Source organism: Pseudomonas sp. BNK-15 (assembly GCF_047456105.1).
Lineage (GTDB): Bacteria > Pseudomonadota > Gammaproteobacteria > Pseudomonadales > Pseudomonadaceae > Aquipseudomonas > Aquipseudomonas putida_E.
In genome coordinates this window covers 4,543,622-4,560,219 of sequence record NZ_CP179898.1, presented here as the reverse complement: position 1 = coordinate 4,560,219, position 16,598 = coordinate 4,543,622, and the positions used below count along the sequence as shown (strand labels likewise).

The following is a 16,598-nucleotide window of genomic DNA, read 5'->3' as shown; positions in this document are numbered from 1 at the left end:
CTTATTGTTGTAATCGTAAACCGATTCTACAGTGCGTAAATTTCTTTGTCGCGCATTAGTTCTCCGCCCGCGCCGACAAACGGCTATCCTCAGTCATTTCATGTAAAGATTACGCCAACATGCCCCTGCGCAGTAAAAGTCCCGCCCGCTGGAGCTGGCGCACCCTTCTCCCCTGGGGCGTTGGCATCTTGCCTCTGGCGTTCGGCCTGATCGTGATGAACTGGCAAATCGAGCGCGAACTGCGCGCCAGCAGCCAGGCCACCACGCGGCAAGTGGTCGAACAGGTCGAGCATATTCTCGACAGCCTTTCCGGTGCCGCTCAGGCCTTGCTGCCGTTGGCTGGCAGCCCGTGCGGGCAAGTCGAACTGGCCTTGCGTGGGCAAGTGACGCGCAACGCCTTTGTGCGTTCGACCAACCTGTTCCGGCAAGACACGCTGTACTGCACCTCTCTGTTCGGCGAGTTCGACGAGCCGGTAGACGCCCGCGACTACACCGATGGCAAGCTGTGGCTGATGGACGGCAATTCGGTGACACCCGGGCACCCATTGCTGGTGTATCGGGCCAGTGACGGCGACCGAGGCGCCATCACCACCGTGGATGGCGACCATCTGCTGACCGCACTGCGCCTTATCGGCCCCAGCGAGGCGCTGCAATTGCGTGTCGGCACGGCGTGGATGGGCAAGGATGGCGTGGTGCATCAAGGCCTACCGCCCACCGCAGCCATTGGCGACGTGACACTCGGATCGACGCACTACCCTTTCAGCGTTCACGGCGGTTATGCCGCCGACAAGCGTGGCGAAGTGCTGCGCAGCCGCTACCCGGCACTGCTCAGCTTGCTGCTGTTGCTCGGCATGGCGGCAGGTTGCGCATGCCGCTGGCAGATCCGCCGCGCCAACTCACCACGCGCCGAACTGCGCCGTGCGCTGGAAGCTGACGAGTTCCTGCCGTACTTCCAGCCGGTGGTGCGCAAAGGCGATTATCGCTGGGCTGGCGCCGAAGTGCTGATGCGCTGGAACCACCCGCACGAGGGCCTGGTGCGCCCCGACCTGTTCATTCCCTATGCCGAACACAGTGGCCAGATCGTCGACATGACCCGTGCGTTGATGCAGCACACGGCGCACAGCCTGGCGCCTTACGCTGCGTTGCTGGAAGACGGCTTCCATATCGGCATCAACATTACGGCCGATCACTGCCGTGACCTCGCCCTGATCGACGACTGCCGCTCATTCCTCGAGCACTTCCCCCCCGGGCGCGTGGTGCTGACGCTGGAGCTGACTGAACGCAAACTGATCGAGGCCACCGGGGTAACCCTCGAACTGTTCGAAAAACTCCACGAAATGGGCGTGATGATCGCACTGGATGACTTCGGCACCGGCCAGTCCAGCCTCAGTTATCTGCGCCAGTTCAAGGTCGACTACCTGAAAATCGACCAGAGCTTCGTGGCAATGATCGGAGGTGATGCACTGTCGCAACACATCCTTGACAGCATCATCGAGCTGTCGGCGAAGCGAGGCCTGGGCATCGTCGCCGAAGGCGTGGAAAGCGAAGTGCAGCGCGACTATCTGGCCCGTTATGGCGTGGATTTTCAGCAAGGCTATCTGTTCGCCAGGCCAATGCCGGCCGCGCAATTTCTTCAGGCACTGGCCACGCGCCCCGGCGTGAGACAGTTGCCGCATGACGCGGCCCCTGAGATCATGCGCGGCTGATCCAGCCGCCCATCCCGCTATTCGAGGCATTCGTGTCAAAAGGCATTCTCTGTTCGGTCATGGCCTCCTGCCTGTTCGCCGTGATGTACTTCTATACCTCCCTGCTAACCCCGCTCGATGGCGAAGAGATCTTCGGCTGGCGCACGCTGCTGACGCTGCCCTGCCTGACGCTGTTCATGCTGGCCAGCAAAGACTGGAAACGGGTCGGTGACTTGCTGGCGCGCGTGCGCCAGACCCCAGTGCTGCTGCTGGGCATGGTCGGCACCTCTTGGCTGATGGGCGTGCAACTGTGGCTGTTCCTCTGGGCGCCCCTGCACGGGCGCAGCCTCGAGGTCTCTATGGGCTACTTCCTGCTGCCGCTGGCGATGGTGCTGACGGGCCGCCTGGTTTACGGCGAACGCCTGTCACGCCTGCAAAAAGTGGCAGTGGCCTGCGCTGCGCTGGGCGTGGCGCATGAGCTTTACCAGCACGGCAGCTTTGCCTGGGAAACCATGCTGGTGATGGTCGGCTACCCCGTCTACTTCGTGCTGCGCCGACGCTGCCGCACCGACCACCTGGGCGGTTTGTGGTGCGACATGTGCCTGTTGCTGCCCTGGGCCCTGTACTTCGTCATCCAGGGGCCGTTGTCCAGCGCTGACCTGCTCACGCACCCAGGCCTTTACGGCCTGATTCCGCTGCTGGGTGCGATCAGCGCGTCAGCCCTGATCGCCTACGTGCTGGCCAGCCGACTGCTGCCGTTCAGCCTGTTCGGCCTGCTCAGTTATGTCGAACCGGTGCTGCTGGTGGGCGTGGCGCTGCTGCTGGGCGAAACCATCGGCCCGGATCAGTGGCTGACTTACCTGCCGATCTGGGCCGCGGTCCTGGTGCTGGTGCTTGAGGGTTTCAGGCACCTGCTGCGCCAACGTCGCCGTTCGGTTTGAGCCGCACCTGGCGCACCCGCCGTTCCTCCACCGCCACCACAGTCATGCTCCAGCCGTTCCAGGCCAGGTGGTCACCGACCACCGGCAGGCGGTCGAGCAGGCTCATCACCAGGCCGGCAAGGGTCTGATAGTCTTCGGTGGCACGCGCGCTGAAGCCGGTACGCGCCTGCACCTGGCTGAGGTTCAGCGCACCGCTGACGACGAAGCCGTCACCGTCCTCGATGATCGCCGGGCCTTCCACCTCGCTGGCATCAGGCAGCTCACCGGCGATCGACTCGAGGATATCGGTCATGGTCAGCAGGCCGGTGAAGTCACCGAACTCGTTCACCACGAAGGCGATGTGCGTCGACTGCCCGCGCATCTGCTCCAGCGCATTGAGAATGCTGAAGCTCTCCAGCAGGTTCAGCGGTGCCCGGGCCATGCGCTCCAGGTCCGGCTGGTTGCCCGAGAGCAGCTCCTTGAGCAGCTCCTTCTTGTGCACGAAGCCCAGCGGCTCATCGATGCGGCCGTCACGAATCAGCGGCAGGCGCGAGTAAGGTGAGTTGGCCAACGCCTCGGTAATGGTTGCAGCAGGCTGCGCCAGGTCGAGGACGTCGACTTCGGTACGGGCAGTCATTACCGTGCGGATCGGCCGCTCGGCCAGGTTCAGCACCCCACTGATCATCACCCGTTCGCGGCGGTCGAACAGCACATGCTCTTCACCTCCCGCGACCAGGTCAGCGATCTCCTCGCCGACCTCGTCAGCCTCCACCCTGCGCCCGCCGAGCAAGCGCAGCACGGCGTGCGCGGTACGCTCACGCAATGGCCGATGCTGCTGCAGGCTTTGCTTGCGGCGGGCACGGGCAAGCTGGTTGAACAGCTCGATGAGGATCGAGAAACCAATGGCCGCATACAGATAGCCTTTGGGGATATGGAAGCCCAAGCCTTCGGCGGTCAGGCTGAAGCCGATCATCATCAAAAAGCCCAGGCACAGCATGATGACCGTCGGGTGGGCATTGACGAAGCGGGTCAGCGGCTTGCTGGCGACGATCATGATACCGATCGAGAAGATCACTGCGATCATCATCACCGACAGGTGTTCGACCATGCCGACGGCAGTAATCACCGCATCCAGCGAGAATACGGCGTCGAGCACCACGATCTGCGCCACGATGGGCCAGAACGCGGCATGGCGCACCGCGCCACTGGCCTGCGTGACATGGCCTTCGAGGCGTTCATGCAATTCCATGGTGGCCTTGAACAGCAGGAACACACCGCCGAACAGCATGATCAGGTCGCGGCCGGAGAAGCTCTTGCCGAACACCTCTAACAACGGCGCGGTCAGGGTGACCATCCACGAGATACTCGCCAGCAAGCCCAGGCGCATGATCAGCGCCAGGCTCAGACCGATCACTCGCGCGCGATCGCGCTGATGCGGCGGCAGTTTGTCGGCCAGGATGGCGATGAACACCAGGTTGTCGATACCCAGTACCAGCTCGAGGACGATAAGCGTCAACAGGCCCAGCCAGGCCGTAGGGTCGGCTAGCCATTCCATTAGCGAGTACTCACGAAGCAAGCGTCACGAAGACGGGGAAAGGATGACCAGGACGGCCGAAAACTGGGGGGTTCCGCGAAGGTGCTCATGGGGACCTTGATAGAAAATAGGGAAAATGATCCTACAAGAGCAGAACAATATTCTGATAGCGCCAAACTATTACAAAACCTGTATGCAGTTTTGGGGGACTTTTCTTCAATATCTTGGTTTGGCTTCTGGGCAGCATGGCAAACACCCCCTTCACACGGACATTCCCGATGAGCCTGTACCTTTCAATGGCTGCGTTTGCGCTGGCAGCATCGATATCCCCTGGCCCTGTAAACATCGTCGCCCTTGGCAGCGGCGCACGTCACGGCCTGCGCGCCAGCCTCGCGCATGTTGCCGGGGCGACCTTGGGCTTTTGCCTGCTGCTGGTGCTGGTGGGCCTGGGCTTGCACGCCCTGTTGTTGCGCTGGCCGTTGCTGGGCGTGGCGCTGCACTGGGGCGGCGTGGCGTTTCTGCTGTACCTGGCGTGGAAGCTGGCCAGTGATGACGGCCAGTTGGGTGGTGAGCAGCAGCAACGTGCACCTTCGGCCTGGGAGGGCGCAGCCATGCAGTGGCTGAACCCCAAGGCCTGGCTGGCGGCGGTGGCGGGCGTGGCTGCCTATACCGGTGGCGAGCAGCAGATGCTGTGGCTGTTCACCTGGATCTATGGGCCGATCTGTTTTGTGTCAGTGGCCAGCTGGGCTTGGGCAGGCAGCATGATTCAGCAATACTTGCGCAAGCCGCACTACCTGCAGATGTTCAACCGAGGCTTGGCGTTACTGCTGGTGATCAGTGCGCTGTATCTGCTCGTTTGATGCTCGCTGAGCCGGGCCTTCAGGCCTTGCGATAATGCCCGGGCGTCGCCGCCAGATGTTGCTTGAACGCACGCTGCAGATGCGCCTGGTCGGCAAACCCTGCCTCCAGTGCCACCTCGGCAATCGCCCGCCCCGTGCGCAGTTGCGCGCGGGCATACTGCACGCGCTGATCCAGCAGGTAGCCATGCGGCGTCAAGCCGAAACGCTGGGCAAAGGCACGGATCAGATAAGAGCGGGACAACCCGCTGGCAGCACAGATGTCTTGCAGCGTCAGCGGGTCGGTGCGGTGGGCCCGGATGAACGCAGCTGCCGCCTCCAGCTGCGGGTGATGGGCTTGCGTTTTGCCGGTAGCAGCCTGCAGGTAGTCTGGCAGTGCATTGAAAAAACACGCCAGCCGGGCCTCTCGGTCATCCAGGTTGCCGTCGAACAGGTCGGCAAACACTTGCAGCACGGCACTGTACAGTGCCGGCGAGGTACTGCAGGTTTGCGCCGGCAAGTTGAAACCTAGCGCCTTCAGCCACGGCATGTCGACGAACAGCATCAGGTACGACCACCCCTGCCCTGCAATCGGATTGCACGTGTGGACCACACCGGGGTTCATGAGCACCGTGGTACCAGCGCCCACTTCGACTTGGCTGGTCCCACTCAGGTAGGTGCTGCGCCCCCCGGTGATCACGCCGAGCGAAAAGCTCTCATGGGAATGGGCGGCATAGCACACCTGACGCCCATCCCCAACGCGCCTCGCTTCTACAAAAGGCAACGCCGAATCCCGCCAGAACCGCGACACCTCGATCATCGCCCTGCCCTCACCTGCTGCTGTAGCCGGGCCTGTGCTCAGACGCTAACGCCTGCGCGACAAGAGCCACGCTTCGTGCCCGGCTCGCCATGATACACACCCGTAAAAGGTGTGTTGAGCCGCGCCTTCTATGAAAGTTCAGCTCAAGGCATCACCGGCGGCACGTACTGCAAGGTCGTACCCAACGCCCACAGCAGCACCAGCACCAGCGGCACATGCACCAGCAGTTGCACGAACGAAAAGCCGATCAGGTCACGTGCCTTCAGGCCCAGCACCCCCAGCAGCGGCAGCATGTAGAACGGGTTGATCAGGTTCGGCAGCGCTTCGGCGGCGTTGTAGATCTGCACTGCCCAGCCCAGGTGGTACTGCAGGTCGTTGGCCACCAGCATCACGTAGGGCGCCTCGATGATCCACTTGCCACCGCCCGAGGGGATGAAGAACCCCAGCACCGCCGAGTACACGCCCATGAGCACGGCATAGGTGTCATGGGTGGCGATCTGGGTGAAGAAAAGCGAGATGTGGTGGGCCAGGGTCTGCTCATCGACCCCCTTCACCTGGGTGAGGATGGCGGCGATCGAGCCGTACAGCGGGAACTGGATCAACACCCCGGTGGTGGTCGGCACCGCACGCGCCACGGCATCGAGGAAGCTGCGTGGGCGCCAGTGCAGCAAGGCACCGAGCATGATGAACAGCAAGTTGTAGGTATTGAGCCCGGAGATTGCAGTAATGGCCGGTTTGGTGGCGAACTCCTGGTACAGCCAGCCGCCGGCCAGCGCCACCATCAGCAGGATCAGGATCGGGCTGTATTCCAGCCATTCACCCGGGCGAGTGCGCTGGGGTGCGGGCGGCGCGGTAAAGCTGGGGTCGACACCGCAGTCTTCGGCACTGCGCGCACTGTTCGGGCCGGGTGCGGTCGCGTAGGCGATCACCAGCGAGACGATGACCAGCGCGGCCAGCAACACCCCGGACTGCCAGAGGAAGATGGTCTCGGTGAACGGGATCACGCCGGTTATCGACAGAATGGACGGCGGCAGGCTGGCCGGGTTGGCCTGCAACTGCGCCGCTGAAGACGACAGGCCCAAGGCCCAGACCGCCCCCAGGCCCAGGTAAGCAGCGGCACCGGCGGCGCGGTAGTCCATCTTCAGGTCACTGCGCCGTGCCAGCGCGCGCACCAGCAGGCCACCGAACACCAAGGACAGGCCCCAGTTGAGCAAGGATGCCAGCATCGAGATCAGCGCCACCCAGCACACCGCCGAACGGCCGTTCTTCGGCACCCGCGCCAGGCGGTCGATCAACCGTGCGGCAGGGGGTGAGCTGGCCACCACGTAGCCGCCGATGACCACGAAGGCCATTTGCATGGTGAAAGGGATCAGGCTCCAGAAGCCATCGCCAAAGGCCTTGGCGGTATCGGTAGGTTTGGCGCCCATGACCATGGCGCCGAGGCATACCAGCACCACTGCCAGGGCAGCGAACACCCAGGAATCAGGGAACCAGCGCTCGGCCCAGTTGGAGCAACGCAGGGCAAAGCGGGCGGAGCGGCTGTCTTGGATTTCAGCGGCCACGGTAACGTCCTTTTATTGGTTTTATGGGGGGCTACGTTTCAAGCACAACGCACAAAACCCTGTGGCAACGACGGCTCCGGCGAAAGCGTTGGTGCATTGACCATCGCATTCGTAGCTGCCGCCGCTGCCACAGGGCTGGGGGGGTGTATCAGAAGGTCATTTCCTTCACATCATCCGGCACGATCAGCTTGCCGGCGGTTTTCGCGATGATTTCTTCAACACTCACCCCGGGCGCGGTTTCGCGCAGGATGAAGGCGCCGTTGTCGATTTCCAGGTAGGCCAGGTCGGTGAGCACCTTGCGGATGCAGCCGGCACCGGTCAGCGGCAGGCTGCAGCGCGGCAGCAGCTTGGACTCGCCATCCTTAGAGGCGTGGGTCATGGTGACGATGATGTTCTCGGCCCCGGCTACCAGGTCCATGGCGCCGCCCATGCCCTTGACCAGCTTGCCCGGGATCATCCACGAGGCGATGTTGCCCTCGACGTCCACTTCGAAGGCCCCGAGCACGGTGAGGTCGACATGGCCGCCACGGATCATGGCGAACGATTGTGCCGAATCGAAGATCGAGGCGCCGCGGCGGGCGGTGACGGTCTGCTTGCCGGCGTTGATCATGTCGGCGTCGATCGTGCTCTCGGTGGGGAATTCGCCCATGCCCAGCAGGCCATTTTCCGACTGCAGCATCACATCCATGTCAGCAGGGACGTAGTTGGCCACCAGGGTGGGGATGCCGATGCCGAGGTTGACGTAAAAGCCGTCCTTCAGTTCACGTGCGACGCGTTGTGCCATCTGTTCGCGGGTCAGTGCCATGGTGAGAATCTCTTTGTTGTTCTGGAGGACGGCGCTCAGGCCTTGACGGTGCGCTTTTCGATGCGTTTTTCGAAGGTGCCCACAATGACCCGGTCGACGAAGATGCCGGGGGTGTGGATCTCGCTGGGCAGCAGCACGCCTGGCTCGACGATCTCTTCCACTTCGACCACGGTGATCTTGCCGGCGGTGGCAGCCAGCGGGTTGAAGTTTTGAGCAGTGTTGCGGTAAACCACGTTGCCGTAGTGGTCAGCCTTCCAGCCTTTGACGATGGCGAAGTCACCGGTGATCGATTCTTCCAGGATGTATTTGCGGCCCTTGAACTCGCGCACTTCCTTGCCTTCGGCAACTGGCGTGCCATAGCCGGTGGCGGTATAGAAGGCCGGAATGCCGGCGCCGCCGGCGCGCATTTTTTCGGCAAGGGTGCCTTGCGGGGTCAGTTCCACTTCCAGCTCGCCACTGAGCAACTGGCGCTCGAACTCGGCATTCTCGCCTACGTAGGAGGCAATCATCTTGCGGATCTGCCGCTCTTCCAGCAGTACGCCCAGGCCGAAGCCATCGACGCCGCAGTTGTTGGAAACCACGGTGAGGCCCTTGACGCCACGGCGCTTGATTTCGGCGATGAGGTTTTCCGGGATGCCGCACAGGCCGAAGCCGCCGGCCAGTACCGTCATGTTGTCGGTCAGGCCTTCAAGGGCCTGTTCATAGGTTGCTACGCGCTTGTCCAGTCCGGCCATGCTGATCCGCCTTTTGTAGTTGTTGACCGACGAGGCTGTCGGTGAGCGTGTGCAGGCATCTTCACCGCTGGCGACTGATTTGTTAATTTTGTTTTCGTCATCGATTGATAACTTTTTCAAAACAACCTGTGAGCCCGCCATGAACGTCAAGCAACTACGCGCCTTCGTCGCCGTGGCCAAGTACCAGAGTTTTGCCCAGGCCGGCGAACACCTGCATGTCTCGCAACCGGCATTGAGCCTTACCATCAAGGCGCTGGAGGACAACCTTGGCGGCGCCCTGCTCACCCGTACCACGCGCAGCGTCAGCCTGACGGCCGAAGGTGAGGTACTGCTGCCACTGGCCCGGCGCCTGCTGGCCGACTGGGACGACACCGAGGAGATGCTGCGCCAGCGTTTCACCCTGCAATTGGGGCGGGTGTCGGTGGCGGCCATGCCGGCTTTTGCCGGCAACCTGCTGCCCCACTCACTCAAGGTGTTTCGCCAACGTTACCCGAAGGTCAACGTCACGGTGCACGACGTGATCAACGAGCAGGTACTGGAACTGGTGCGCCACCGCCGCGTCGAACTGGGCATCGGCTTCGAACCGGAAAACACAGACGGCCTGAGCTTCCACCCGCTGTACCTGGACCGTTTCGTTGCCGTGGTGCCCACCGACTCCCCGTTGGCCGAGCTGGCCGAAGTCAGCTGGGCGCAGTTGCTGGCCGAGGATTTCATCGCCCTGCAGCGCCCTTCGGCCGTGCGCCTGCTGCTGGAGCAGAACGTGGCGGCACTGCACGGCAAGCTGGCGGTGGCGTTCGAAAGCCACCAGCTCTCGACCATTGGCCGCATGGTCGCCAGTGGGCTGGGCGTGAGTGCGGTGCCGGCGCTGTGCATCAACCAGATGCAGGAGCTTGGCGCGCGTTGCATTACCCTGGTAGCGCCCACCGTAGAACGGCGGATCGGCGTAATTGCCTTGAGCGACCATAAACTTTCCACTGCAGCGCAGGCGCTGCTCGAGGTACTGCTTTCCCACACACAGACTCCGGAGGTGACATGCGTTACATGAAACTGGCAGGTTGCAATGTGCCGGCCATTGGCCAGGGCACCTGGTACATGGGCGAAGACCCGGCACGCAGGGCTGACGAGGTGGCCGCCCTGCAACAAGGCATCGACCTGGGCATGAACCTGATCGATACGGCCGAGATGTATGCCGAAGGTGGCGCCGAGGAAGTGGTCGGGCAGGCCATTGCCGGGCGGCGCGATCAGGTCTTTCTGGTCAGCAAGGTGTACCCGCACAATGCCAGCCGGCGCGGCGTACCCGCTGCCTGTGACCGCAGCCTCACTCGCTTGGGCACCGATGTCATCGACTTGTACCTGCTGCACTGGCGTGGCCAATACCCGCTGGAAGAAACCATCGAGGCGTTCGAGCGCTTGCGCGAACAGGGCAAGATTCGCCACTGGGGTGTTTCCAACTTCGATGTCGACGACCTGCGCGAGCTGGACAACCCTGATTGCGCCACCAACCAGGTGCTGTACAACCCGATGCAGCGTGGCATCGAGTTCGACCTGCTGCCCTGGAGCCGGCAACGCGGGCTGCCGACCATGGCTTATTGCCCGTTGGCCCAGGCCGGGCAGCTGCTGCAGCATCCGCTATTGCACGAGATTGCAGAGCGCCATGGGGCCACCCCGGCGCAGGTCTGCCTGGCCTGGGTGACGCGCGAAGACGGGGTCATAGCGATTCCCAAGGCGGTGGCGCCGGAGCACGTACGGTTGAATGCGGCCGCCGCAGGCTTGACTTTGACCAGTGAGGACTTGCGGGCCATTGACAGGGCATTCCCGGCGCCAACACGCAAACAGCACCTGGCAATGGTCTGACAACTCGGCCAACAACGGCGACTGCGGCTGCTTTGCAGCCCGTTCGCCGGCCAAATCAATGGAAGTCCCGGCTCCTCACATCCAGCCCCTGCAGCAACACACTGACATCCTCCAACCGCCGTGCAATCAGGTGCCGCACCCCGTTCGCCTGTTCCAGGCGGCCACTCACCTTGAGCAATTGAGACCCCACCAGCGCGCGCCGCTGCCGCTCGGCCAGCTCGCGCCAAACCACCACATTGACCATGCCGAATTCATCCTCAAGGGTCACGAACGTCACCCCGCTGGCGGTCTGTGGCCGTTGCCGCCCCACCACCAGCCCAGCCACGGCGACTGCATCGCCATGCTCAACGCCCGCCAGTTCCTGCGAGCTGCGACAGCCCAGCACCCGAAGGCGCTGGCGCAGCAACGTCAGCGGGTGGGGCCCCAGCGTGGTGCCCAAGGTGGCGTAGTCGGCCACCAGGTCTTCGCCGACAGTAGGCACAGGCAATGCCACCGCGGCTTCGGGCGTTGCCTGCAGTTCGGCGAACAGGGGCAGTTGCGGCTGCACCGCCGCGACCTGCCAGCGTGCCTGGTGGCGGTCATGTGCCAGGGCGCGCAACGCACCGGCATCGGCCAGCCGGGCGCGGGCTTTGCTGTCGAGGCCGGCACGCAAGCACAGGTCCTCGACATCGCGCCACGGCCTGACCGCCCTCGCCGCTTCGAGCCGCCGAGCATCGGCTTCGGCGAAACCGCGGATCTGCCGCAACCCCAGGCGGATGGCCAAGGCACCCTCGGCGACTGGCTCCAGTGTGCAATCCCACTGGCTGTGGCCTACATCCACCGGCCGTACCTCGATCCCCTGGCGGCGTGCCTCCTGCAACAGTTGGTCGGGGCTGTAGAAGCCCATCGGCCAGCTATTGACCAGCGCACAGGTGAAAATCGCCGGCTCATGGCATTTGAGCCAACTGCTGGCATAGCACAGCAAGGCGAAACTGGCCGCGTGCGATTCCGGGAAGCCATAACTGCCAAAACCCTTGATCTGCTCGAATATGCGCTCGGCAAACGCAAGGTCGTAGCCGTTGCGCAGCATGCCCTGCACCAGCCGTTCGCGGTGTGGCTCCAGGCCGCCATGGCGCTTCCAGGCGGCCATGCTGCGGCGTAACTGGTCAGCCTCGCCGGGGCTGTAGTCTGCCGCCACCATGGCCAGTTCCATGACCTGCTCCTGGAACAGCGGCACGCCCAAGGTGCGCTCGAAGACTTCCTTGAGCTTGAGCGATGGGTAGGTCACCGGCTCCTGCTTCAAGCGCCTGCGCAAGTAGGGGTGGACCATGTCGCCCTGAATCGGCCCCGGGCGCACGATCGCGACTTCGATTACCAGGTCATAGAAGGTGGTGGGCTTGAGCCGCGGCAGCATGGCCATCTGAGCGCGTGATTCGATCTGGAACACGCCCATGGTCTCAGCGCGGCTGATCATCGCGTAGGTGGCCGGGTCTTCGGGGGGATCGTCGCCAGGGTCAGGTGCCGGCCCCGGTGCTGCTGAAGCAGGTCGAAACAGCGGCGCAAGGCACTGAGCATACCCAGGGCGAGCACGTCGACCTTGAGCAGGCCGACCATGTCCAGGTCGTCCTTGTCCCACTGGATGACCGTGCGTTCAGCCATGGCGGCGTTTTCGACCGGCACCAGGTGGTCCAGCGGTTGCTCGGAAATGACGAAGCCGCCTGGGTGCTGAGACAGATGACGGGGAAAACCTATCAGCTGCGCGGCCAGCACCAGAATGCGCCGCAACGAAGGGCTGCCGGGCTCGAAGCCGGCCTCGGCCAGGCGTTGCTCGTCCGGGATGCGATCGCTCCAGCGGCCACAGCACTTGGCCAGGGCATCGACCTGATCGGCAGGCAAACCCAGCACACGGGCGACATCACGCACCGCGCCAGCGGCGTGATAGGTGTTGACCACTGCGGTGAGCGCTGCGCGGTGCCGGCCATAACGCCGGAACACGTACTGGATCACTTCTTCGCGACGATCGTGCTCGAAGTCGACGTCGATGTCCGGTGGCTCGTTGCGCTCGCGTGACAGAAAACGCTCGAACAGCAGACGATGCTTCATCGGGTCGAGCTCGGTGATACCCAGCACGAAACACACCACCGAGTTGGCTGCCGAACCGCGGCCCTGGCAAAGGATGTGCTGGCTGCGGGCAAAGGCGACGATATCGTGCACGGTCAAAAAGTAGCTTTCGTAGCCAAGCTCTGCGATCAAGGCCAGCTCCTTGGCCAGCACCGCGCGCACCTTGTCGCTCGGCCCCGACGGCCAGCGATGCGCCAGGCCACGCTCGCACAGCTGGCGCAACCAACTGGCCGGGGTTTGCCCCTCGGGCACCAGTTCACGCGGATACTGGTAGCGCAACTCACCGAGGTCGAACTGACAGCGTTCGGCAATGCAGAGTGTTTCGCTCAGCAGGTCGGGCGGATAAAGCTCGGCCAGTTGCTCCAGCGTACGCAGGTGACGCTCGCCATTGGCGAAGAGAAACCGACCTGCCTCGGCGACGCTGCAATGCTGGCCGATAGCGGTCATGCAATCCTGCAAGGCCCGCCGGCCGCGTATGTGCATGTGTACATCACCGCAGGCCACGGCGCGAATGCCCAGTTGCCCAGCCAGGCCGCGCAGCCGGGCCAGGCGGGCCTGGTCATCGCTGCCCCGATGCAGGTGCACACCCAGCCACAAGCGTTCGCCGAACAGGGCATGCAGCCACTGGCCGGTGACCAGGTCGCTGGAGTCCTCGGCAAGCCATAACGCCAGCAGCCCTTGGTGCAGTTCGCGCAGGTCGTCACGGAACAATTGGTAGCTGCCCTTCTCCGCTCGCCGACGGGCGCGGGTAATCAAGGCGCACAGGTTCTGGTAACCACTAAGGTCCTGTACCAGCAACACAAGCTTCGGGCCGTCGTGCAGGCGCACTTCACTGCCGACGATCAAGCGTATCTGCTGCGCTTTGGCAGCCTGCCAGGCACGCACGATGCCGGCCAGGGTGCACTCATCGGTAATCGCCAGGGCTTGGTAACCCTGTTCCCGAGCCCGGCGCAGCAGCTCTTCGGCGCTGGATGCACCGCGCTGGAAGCTGAAGTTGGACAGGCAATGCAGTTCGGCGTAGCCCGGTGCGCTCATGCGAACCAGCCCTGCAGCCACAAGGGGCCGGGCTGGGCCAGGTCGCGATAGGCCCAGCCGCGCAGGCCTTCTCGGGTTTCAATGCGGTAATAGTCGCGGCGCACATCACCGCCATCCCACCAGCCCGACTCGATACGCTCGGCCTGGCCCAGCACCCTGTGAACGCTGGCGTCCAGTGCCATTGGCTGGGGCAACAGCCAGCCTGGGCGGCTCCCAGGCAAGGCGGGCAGGCTGCCCTGCCCGCCTTGCTCGGCGGACTGCCAGGCACATTCGGGGCGGTGGTCGGCTTCAGCGCGCAGGCCCTTGACCGCGTCGTCGCCAAGCCGGGCACGCAAGCGCTCACGCAGTTGCTCCCAGGGTTGGGCCTGCTGGGCGCGTGGGTCGAACAGCGCGTGGTGCTGGGGCACGAAAGCCGGCAAGTCATCGGCCACCAGGCGCAGTTTACGCACCGGTGCCGGAATGCGCAGAGGCTCCAGGCGCCCGCGCGCCAGCTCGAAGAGCATTGCCGCATCACGTTCTGCAGCCAGTAAGCCGACCTGCAGTTGCGTGTCCGGCCCCTCGGCGTGCTCCAGGTACAGGCAAAACCGCTGTACACCGCAGTCTCGCCCGGCGAGGAAAGCGGCCAGGTCGTTGAGCATGCGCCGCAACGGGAACAGCAACGCCTGGTGCGATTCGACGTCGAAGTTGAGCTCCAGTCGCGTTTCGAAACGGTCCGGCGGCTGATAGAAACCCAAGCCAAGCGTACGCAGGCCCAGCAACTGGTCCAGGTGCAACTGGACCTGGGCACTGAAGCGCCTGGCCAATGCATCACGCGGCAAGGCCAGTACCTGGCCGAGCTGATGCAGCCCCATGCGGGCGAACGCTTCGGCGGCGTCCTGCGGTAAACCCACCCGCGCAATGGGCATGCGCGCAAGCGCCGCCCGGGTTTCTTGCGGGCAGCTCAATGCCAGCCCGTCATGGCCGTTGGCAAGCATGCGCGCCGCCACCGGGTTGGTGGCCAGGACAATCCGCTGACGCAGCCCCAGGGCTGCGAGTTCCCCGCGCAGGCGCGCCTCGAATACCGGCCAGGGGCCGAACAGTTGCAGGCTGGAGCCCACTTCCAGCAACAAGGCACGCGGGTAGTGCAGGCTGACCTGGGCACTGAAGCGGTAGGCCCAGGCCGCCAGCAATTGCTGCAGTTGCTCGATGCGCGCCGGGTCTGCTTCAACACAGGTGAAACCGTCGGCCAAGGCGCGGGCGGCCGTCAGGGTTAGCCCAGCGCGCAGACCGAGCGCCGCCGCAGCGGGGTTTACGGCTTGCACCACACGCCGCTGCACAGGCCCGCCAATCAGCACCAGTGGCGCATCGGCGTCATCGCGTTCACGCAGGATCGAGTCCAGCGCCAACTGTGGCAATAAGATGCAGGCCCAGAGCATGTTGCATCAACCCTGCCCGGCACAGGCTATGGCTGCAGCCGGCGGTAAACCGCCCCGGCACTTGAGCACACGCCATTGTGCGGGCCGCGCGTCGATGGCGATGCGCACCGCGGCCGGTGATGGATTGTGCGCGGCCTGTTGCGGCCTGCAGGCAAAAGCCAGCGCCTGCCCGGTTTCTGCCGCCACCTGCAAGCGCCGCAGCGCACGGTCATCGGCACGCTCCGGCCAGCACAGCACGGCGGCGCAACTGCCAGAGCGCAGGCACTGCTCGGCAGCCCAGAGCGCGTCGGCCTGTTCGGCATCGACCTGGACCAGCCAGCGCAAGTCCACCCCGGCCGCTTGCCAGGCCGGTGCGTAGGGAATGAAAGGGGGCGCCACCAGCACCACTCGCCCGCTATCGGCGGTCAGCCGGGCCAACGAGGGCCACAGCAGTTGCAGTTCGCCACACCCGGGGCTGGCCAGCAGCAACTCGCTCAGCGCAGCCGCGGGCCAGCCACCCTCCGGCAACCGTTGATCAAGCGCCGCATGGCCAGTGGGCTGCAACCCGGTCGGCCGTACGCGGGCCTGCCGGCCGCGCCAGACCTGGCGCTGGTCCAGCAACCGGTCAAGATCGACCACCGCGCCCATCAGTCGCGCCTCAACAGGCCGCAGAACACGCCTTCGATGAAGAATTCGCGCTCAGGCCCCACATCGATCGGCGCATAGGCAGGGTTGCGTGGCAGCAGCCGGTAGCCGCCCGCTTGGCGTTGCAGGCGTTTGATGGTGACCTCACCGTCGAGGCGGGCGACCACGATCTGGCCATCACGGGCCTCGCCTTGCTGGCGGATGCCCACCAGGTCACCGTCGAAGATACCGTCATCGATCATGGAGTCGCCGCGCACCTTGAGCAGGTAGTCCGGTGTGCGTCGGAACAGGCTGGGGTCAATCAGCAACTGCTCGTGAATGCCAAGGTCGGGGCCAATCGGCGCGCCTGCAGCCACCTGGCCCAACACGGGCACTTCGAGAATTTCCGGGCGGCGCAAGGGTGCGGCCAGGCGGATGCCCCGTGCCTGGTTGGGCGTGACGTCGATGTAGCCGGCCTGACACAGGGCAGTGATGTGCTTGCGCGCAACGCTGCGTGAGGCAAAGCCGAAGCGGATGGCGATGTCGGCAAGGCTCGGCGGCTGGCCATGATCGGTGATGCGTTCACGGATGAAGTCGAGGATTGCGCGGCGTTTGGGGGTGAGATTGTCCATGGAGCACATTTGTACTCTTTTCGTCGAAGGCTGAACAGCCCCCTTCGTCGCCAGGTTTGGTTA

The 16,598-nt window shown here is 64.0% G+C and carries 13 protein-coding genes and 1 pseudogene; 5 read left to right on the top strand and 9 right to left on the bottom strand.

From position 1 onward, the window contains the following. The first annotated feature begins 119 nt into the window (after positions 1-119). Positions 120-1,706: an EAL domain-containing protein gene (locus ACMGF5_RS20875; RefSeq protein ID WP_414157150.1), complete on the top strand. Its 1,587-nt coding sequence runs from the start codon at positions 120-122 to the stop codon at positions 1,704-1,706. A gap of 32 nt (positions 1,707-1,738) precedes the next feature. Further along, positions 1,739-2,626 (top strand): EamA family transporter RarD, encoded by an 888-nt coding sequence (rarD, locus tag ACMGF5_RS20870; protein ID WP_115275009.1) that lies wholly within the window; start codon positions 1,739-1,741, stop codon positions 2,624-2,626. Here the strand turns inward: rarD and ACMGF5_RS20865 are convergent. Further along, on the bottom strand, positions 2,589-4,160 hold the full coding sequence (locus tag ACMGF5_RS20865; protein WP_404602230.1) for a TerC family protein: 1,572 nt from the start codon (positions 4,158-4,160) through the stop codon (positions 2,589-2,591). The genes rarD and ACMGF5_RS20865 overlap by 38 nt on opposite strands. 257 nt (positions 4,161-4,417) lie before the next feature. Here ACMGF5_RS20865 and ACMGF5_RS20860 point away from each other — a divergent pair, with 257 nt between their 5' ends. Beyond that, positions 4,418-4,999, top strand: coding sequence for a LysE family translocator (locus ACMGF5_RS20860; protein WP_196998083.1), 582 nt, complete (start codon positions 4,418-4,420; stop codon positions 4,997-4,999). 19 nt (positions 5,000-5,018) lie between these two features. Here ACMGF5_RS20860 and ACMGF5_RS20855 read toward each other — a convergent pair whose 3' ends face one another. The 4 genes from ACMGF5_RS20855 to ACMGF5_RS20840 form a co-directional block, all read right to left on the bottom strand. Beyond that, entirely contained in the window at positions 5,019-5,795 is a 777-nt protein-coding gene (locus ACMGF5_RS20855) for a helix-turn-helix domain-containing protein (RefSeq protein ID WP_046787688.1), read from the bottom strand. Positions 5,796-5,938: 143 nt separating this feature from the next. Continuing rightward, positions 5,939-7,357 (bottom strand): short-chain fatty acid transporter, encoded by a 1,419-nt coding sequence (locus ACMGF5_RS20850; protein ID WP_012314293.1) that lies wholly within the window; start codon positions 7,355-7,357, stop codon positions 5,939-5,941. A 148-nt stretch (positions 7,358-7,505) separates the two neighbouring features. Next, positions 7,506-8,162 (bottom strand): CoA transferase subunit B, encoded by a 657-nt coding sequence (locus ACMGF5_RS20845; RefSeq protein ID WP_046787689.1) that lies wholly within the window; start codon positions 8,160-8,162, stop codon positions 7,506-7,508. Positions 8,163-8,197: 35 nt separating this feature from the next. After that, the gene (locus tag ACMGF5_RS20840; RefSeq protein WP_046787715.1) at positions 8,198-8,896 is read right to left on the bottom strand and encodes a CoA transferase subunit A; all 699 of its coding nucleotides are present in this window, start codon (positions 8,894-8,896) and stop codon (positions 8,198-8,200) included. Between the two features lie 139 nt (positions 8,897-9,035). On the opposite strand from ACMGF5_RS20840, the gene ACMGF5_RS20835 reads away from it, so the two are divergent. After that, on the top strand, positions 9,036-9,941 hold the full coding sequence (locus ACMGF5_RS20835; RefSeq protein WP_125923048.1) for a LysR family transcriptional regulator: 906 nt from the start codon (positions 9,036-9,038) through the stop codon (positions 9,939-9,941). Then, positions 9,929-10,750 carry an aldo/keto reductase gene (locus ACMGF5_RS20830; protein ID WP_414157149.1) on the top strand — a complete coding sequence of 274 codons (822 nt, stop codon included), beginning with the start codon at positions 9,929-9,931 and terminating at the stop codon, positions 10,748-10,750. The genes ACMGF5_RS20835 and ACMGF5_RS20830 overlap by 13 nt, the downstream gene beginning before the upstream one ends. Positions 10,751-10,805: 55 nt before the next feature. Here the strand turns inward: ACMGF5_RS20830 and ACMGF5_RS20825 are convergent. The 4 genes and pseudogenes from ACMGF5_RS20825 to lexA form a co-directional block, all read right to left on the bottom strand. After that, positions 10,806-13,885: pseudogene (locus ACMGF5_RS20825) on the bottom strand (error-prone DNA polymerase). Beyond that, the gene (locus tag ACMGF5_RS20820) at positions 13,882-15,300 is read right to left on the bottom strand and encodes a Y-family DNA polymerase (RefSeq protein WP_115275014.1); all 1,419 of its coding nucleotides are present in this window, start codon (positions 15,298-15,300) and stop codon (positions 13,882-13,884) included. Before ACMGF5_RS20820 ends, ACMGF5_RS20825 begins: the two are co-directional and overlap by 4 nt. 6 nt (positions 15,301-15,306) lie before the next feature. Next, entirely contained in the window at positions 15,307-15,927 is a 621-nt protein-coding gene (gene imuA / locus ACMGF5_RS20815; RefSeq protein ID WP_046787694.1) for a translesion DNA synthesis-associated protein ImuA, read from the bottom strand. Continuing rightward, positions 15,927-16,544, bottom strand: a complete 618-nt coding sequence (gene lexA / locus ACMGF5_RS20810) for a transcriptional repressor LexA (protein WP_174141489.1) — start codon at positions 16,542-16,544, stop codon at positions 15,927-15,929. Before lexA ends, imuA begins: the two co-directional genes overlap by 1 nt. Between the last annotated feature and the right edge of the window lie 54 nt (positions 16,545-16,598).

Bases quoted from the DNA above. Each gene is read 5' to 3' on its own strand.
- ACMGF5_RS20845 (WP_046787689.1), bottom strand. From the start codon at position 8,162: ATGGCACTGACCCGCGAACAGATGGCACAACGCGTCGCACGTGAACTG.
- ACMGF5_RS20820 (WP_115275014.1), bottom strand. From the start codon at position 15,300: ATGCTCTGGGCCTGCATCTTATTGCCACAGTTGGCGCTGGACTCGATC.
- ACMGF5_RS20875 (WP_414157150.1), top strand. From the start codon at position 120: ATGCCCCTGCGCAGTAAAAGTCCCGCCCGCTGGAGCTGGCGCACCCTT.
- ACMGF5_RS20855 (WP_046787688.1), bottom strand. From the start codon at position 5,795: ATGATCGAGGTGTCGCGGTTCTGGCGGGATTCGGCGTTGCCTTTTGTA.
- lexA (WP_174141489.1), bottom strand. From the start codon at position 16,544: ATGTGCTCCATGGACAATCTCACCCCCAAACGCCGCGCAATCCTCGAC.
- ACMGF5_RS20865 (WP_404602230.1), bottom strand. From the start codon at position 4,160: ATGGAATGGCTAGCCGACCCTACGGCCTGGCTGGGCCTGTTGACGCTT.
- imuA (WP_046787694.1), bottom strand. From the start codon at position 15,927: ATGGGCGCGGTGGTCGATCTTGACCGGTTGCTGGACCAGCGCCAGGTC.
- ACMGF5_RS20860 (WP_196998083.1), top strand. From the start codon at position 4,418: ATGAGCCTGTACCTTTCAATGGCTGCGTTTGCGCTGGCAGCATCGATA.
- ACMGF5_RS20840 (WP_046787715.1), bottom strand. From the start codon at position 8,896: ATGGCCGGACTGGACAAGCGCGTAGCAACCTATGAACAGGCCCTTGAA.
- ACMGF5_RS20835 (WP_125923048.1), top strand. From the start codon at position 9,036: ATGAACGTCAAGCAACTACGCGCCTTCGTCGCCGTGGCCAAGTACCAG.
- ACMGF5_RS20830 (WP_414157149.1), top strand. From the start codon at position 9,929: ATGCGTTACATGAAACTGGCAGGTTGCAATGTGCCGGCCATTGGCCAG.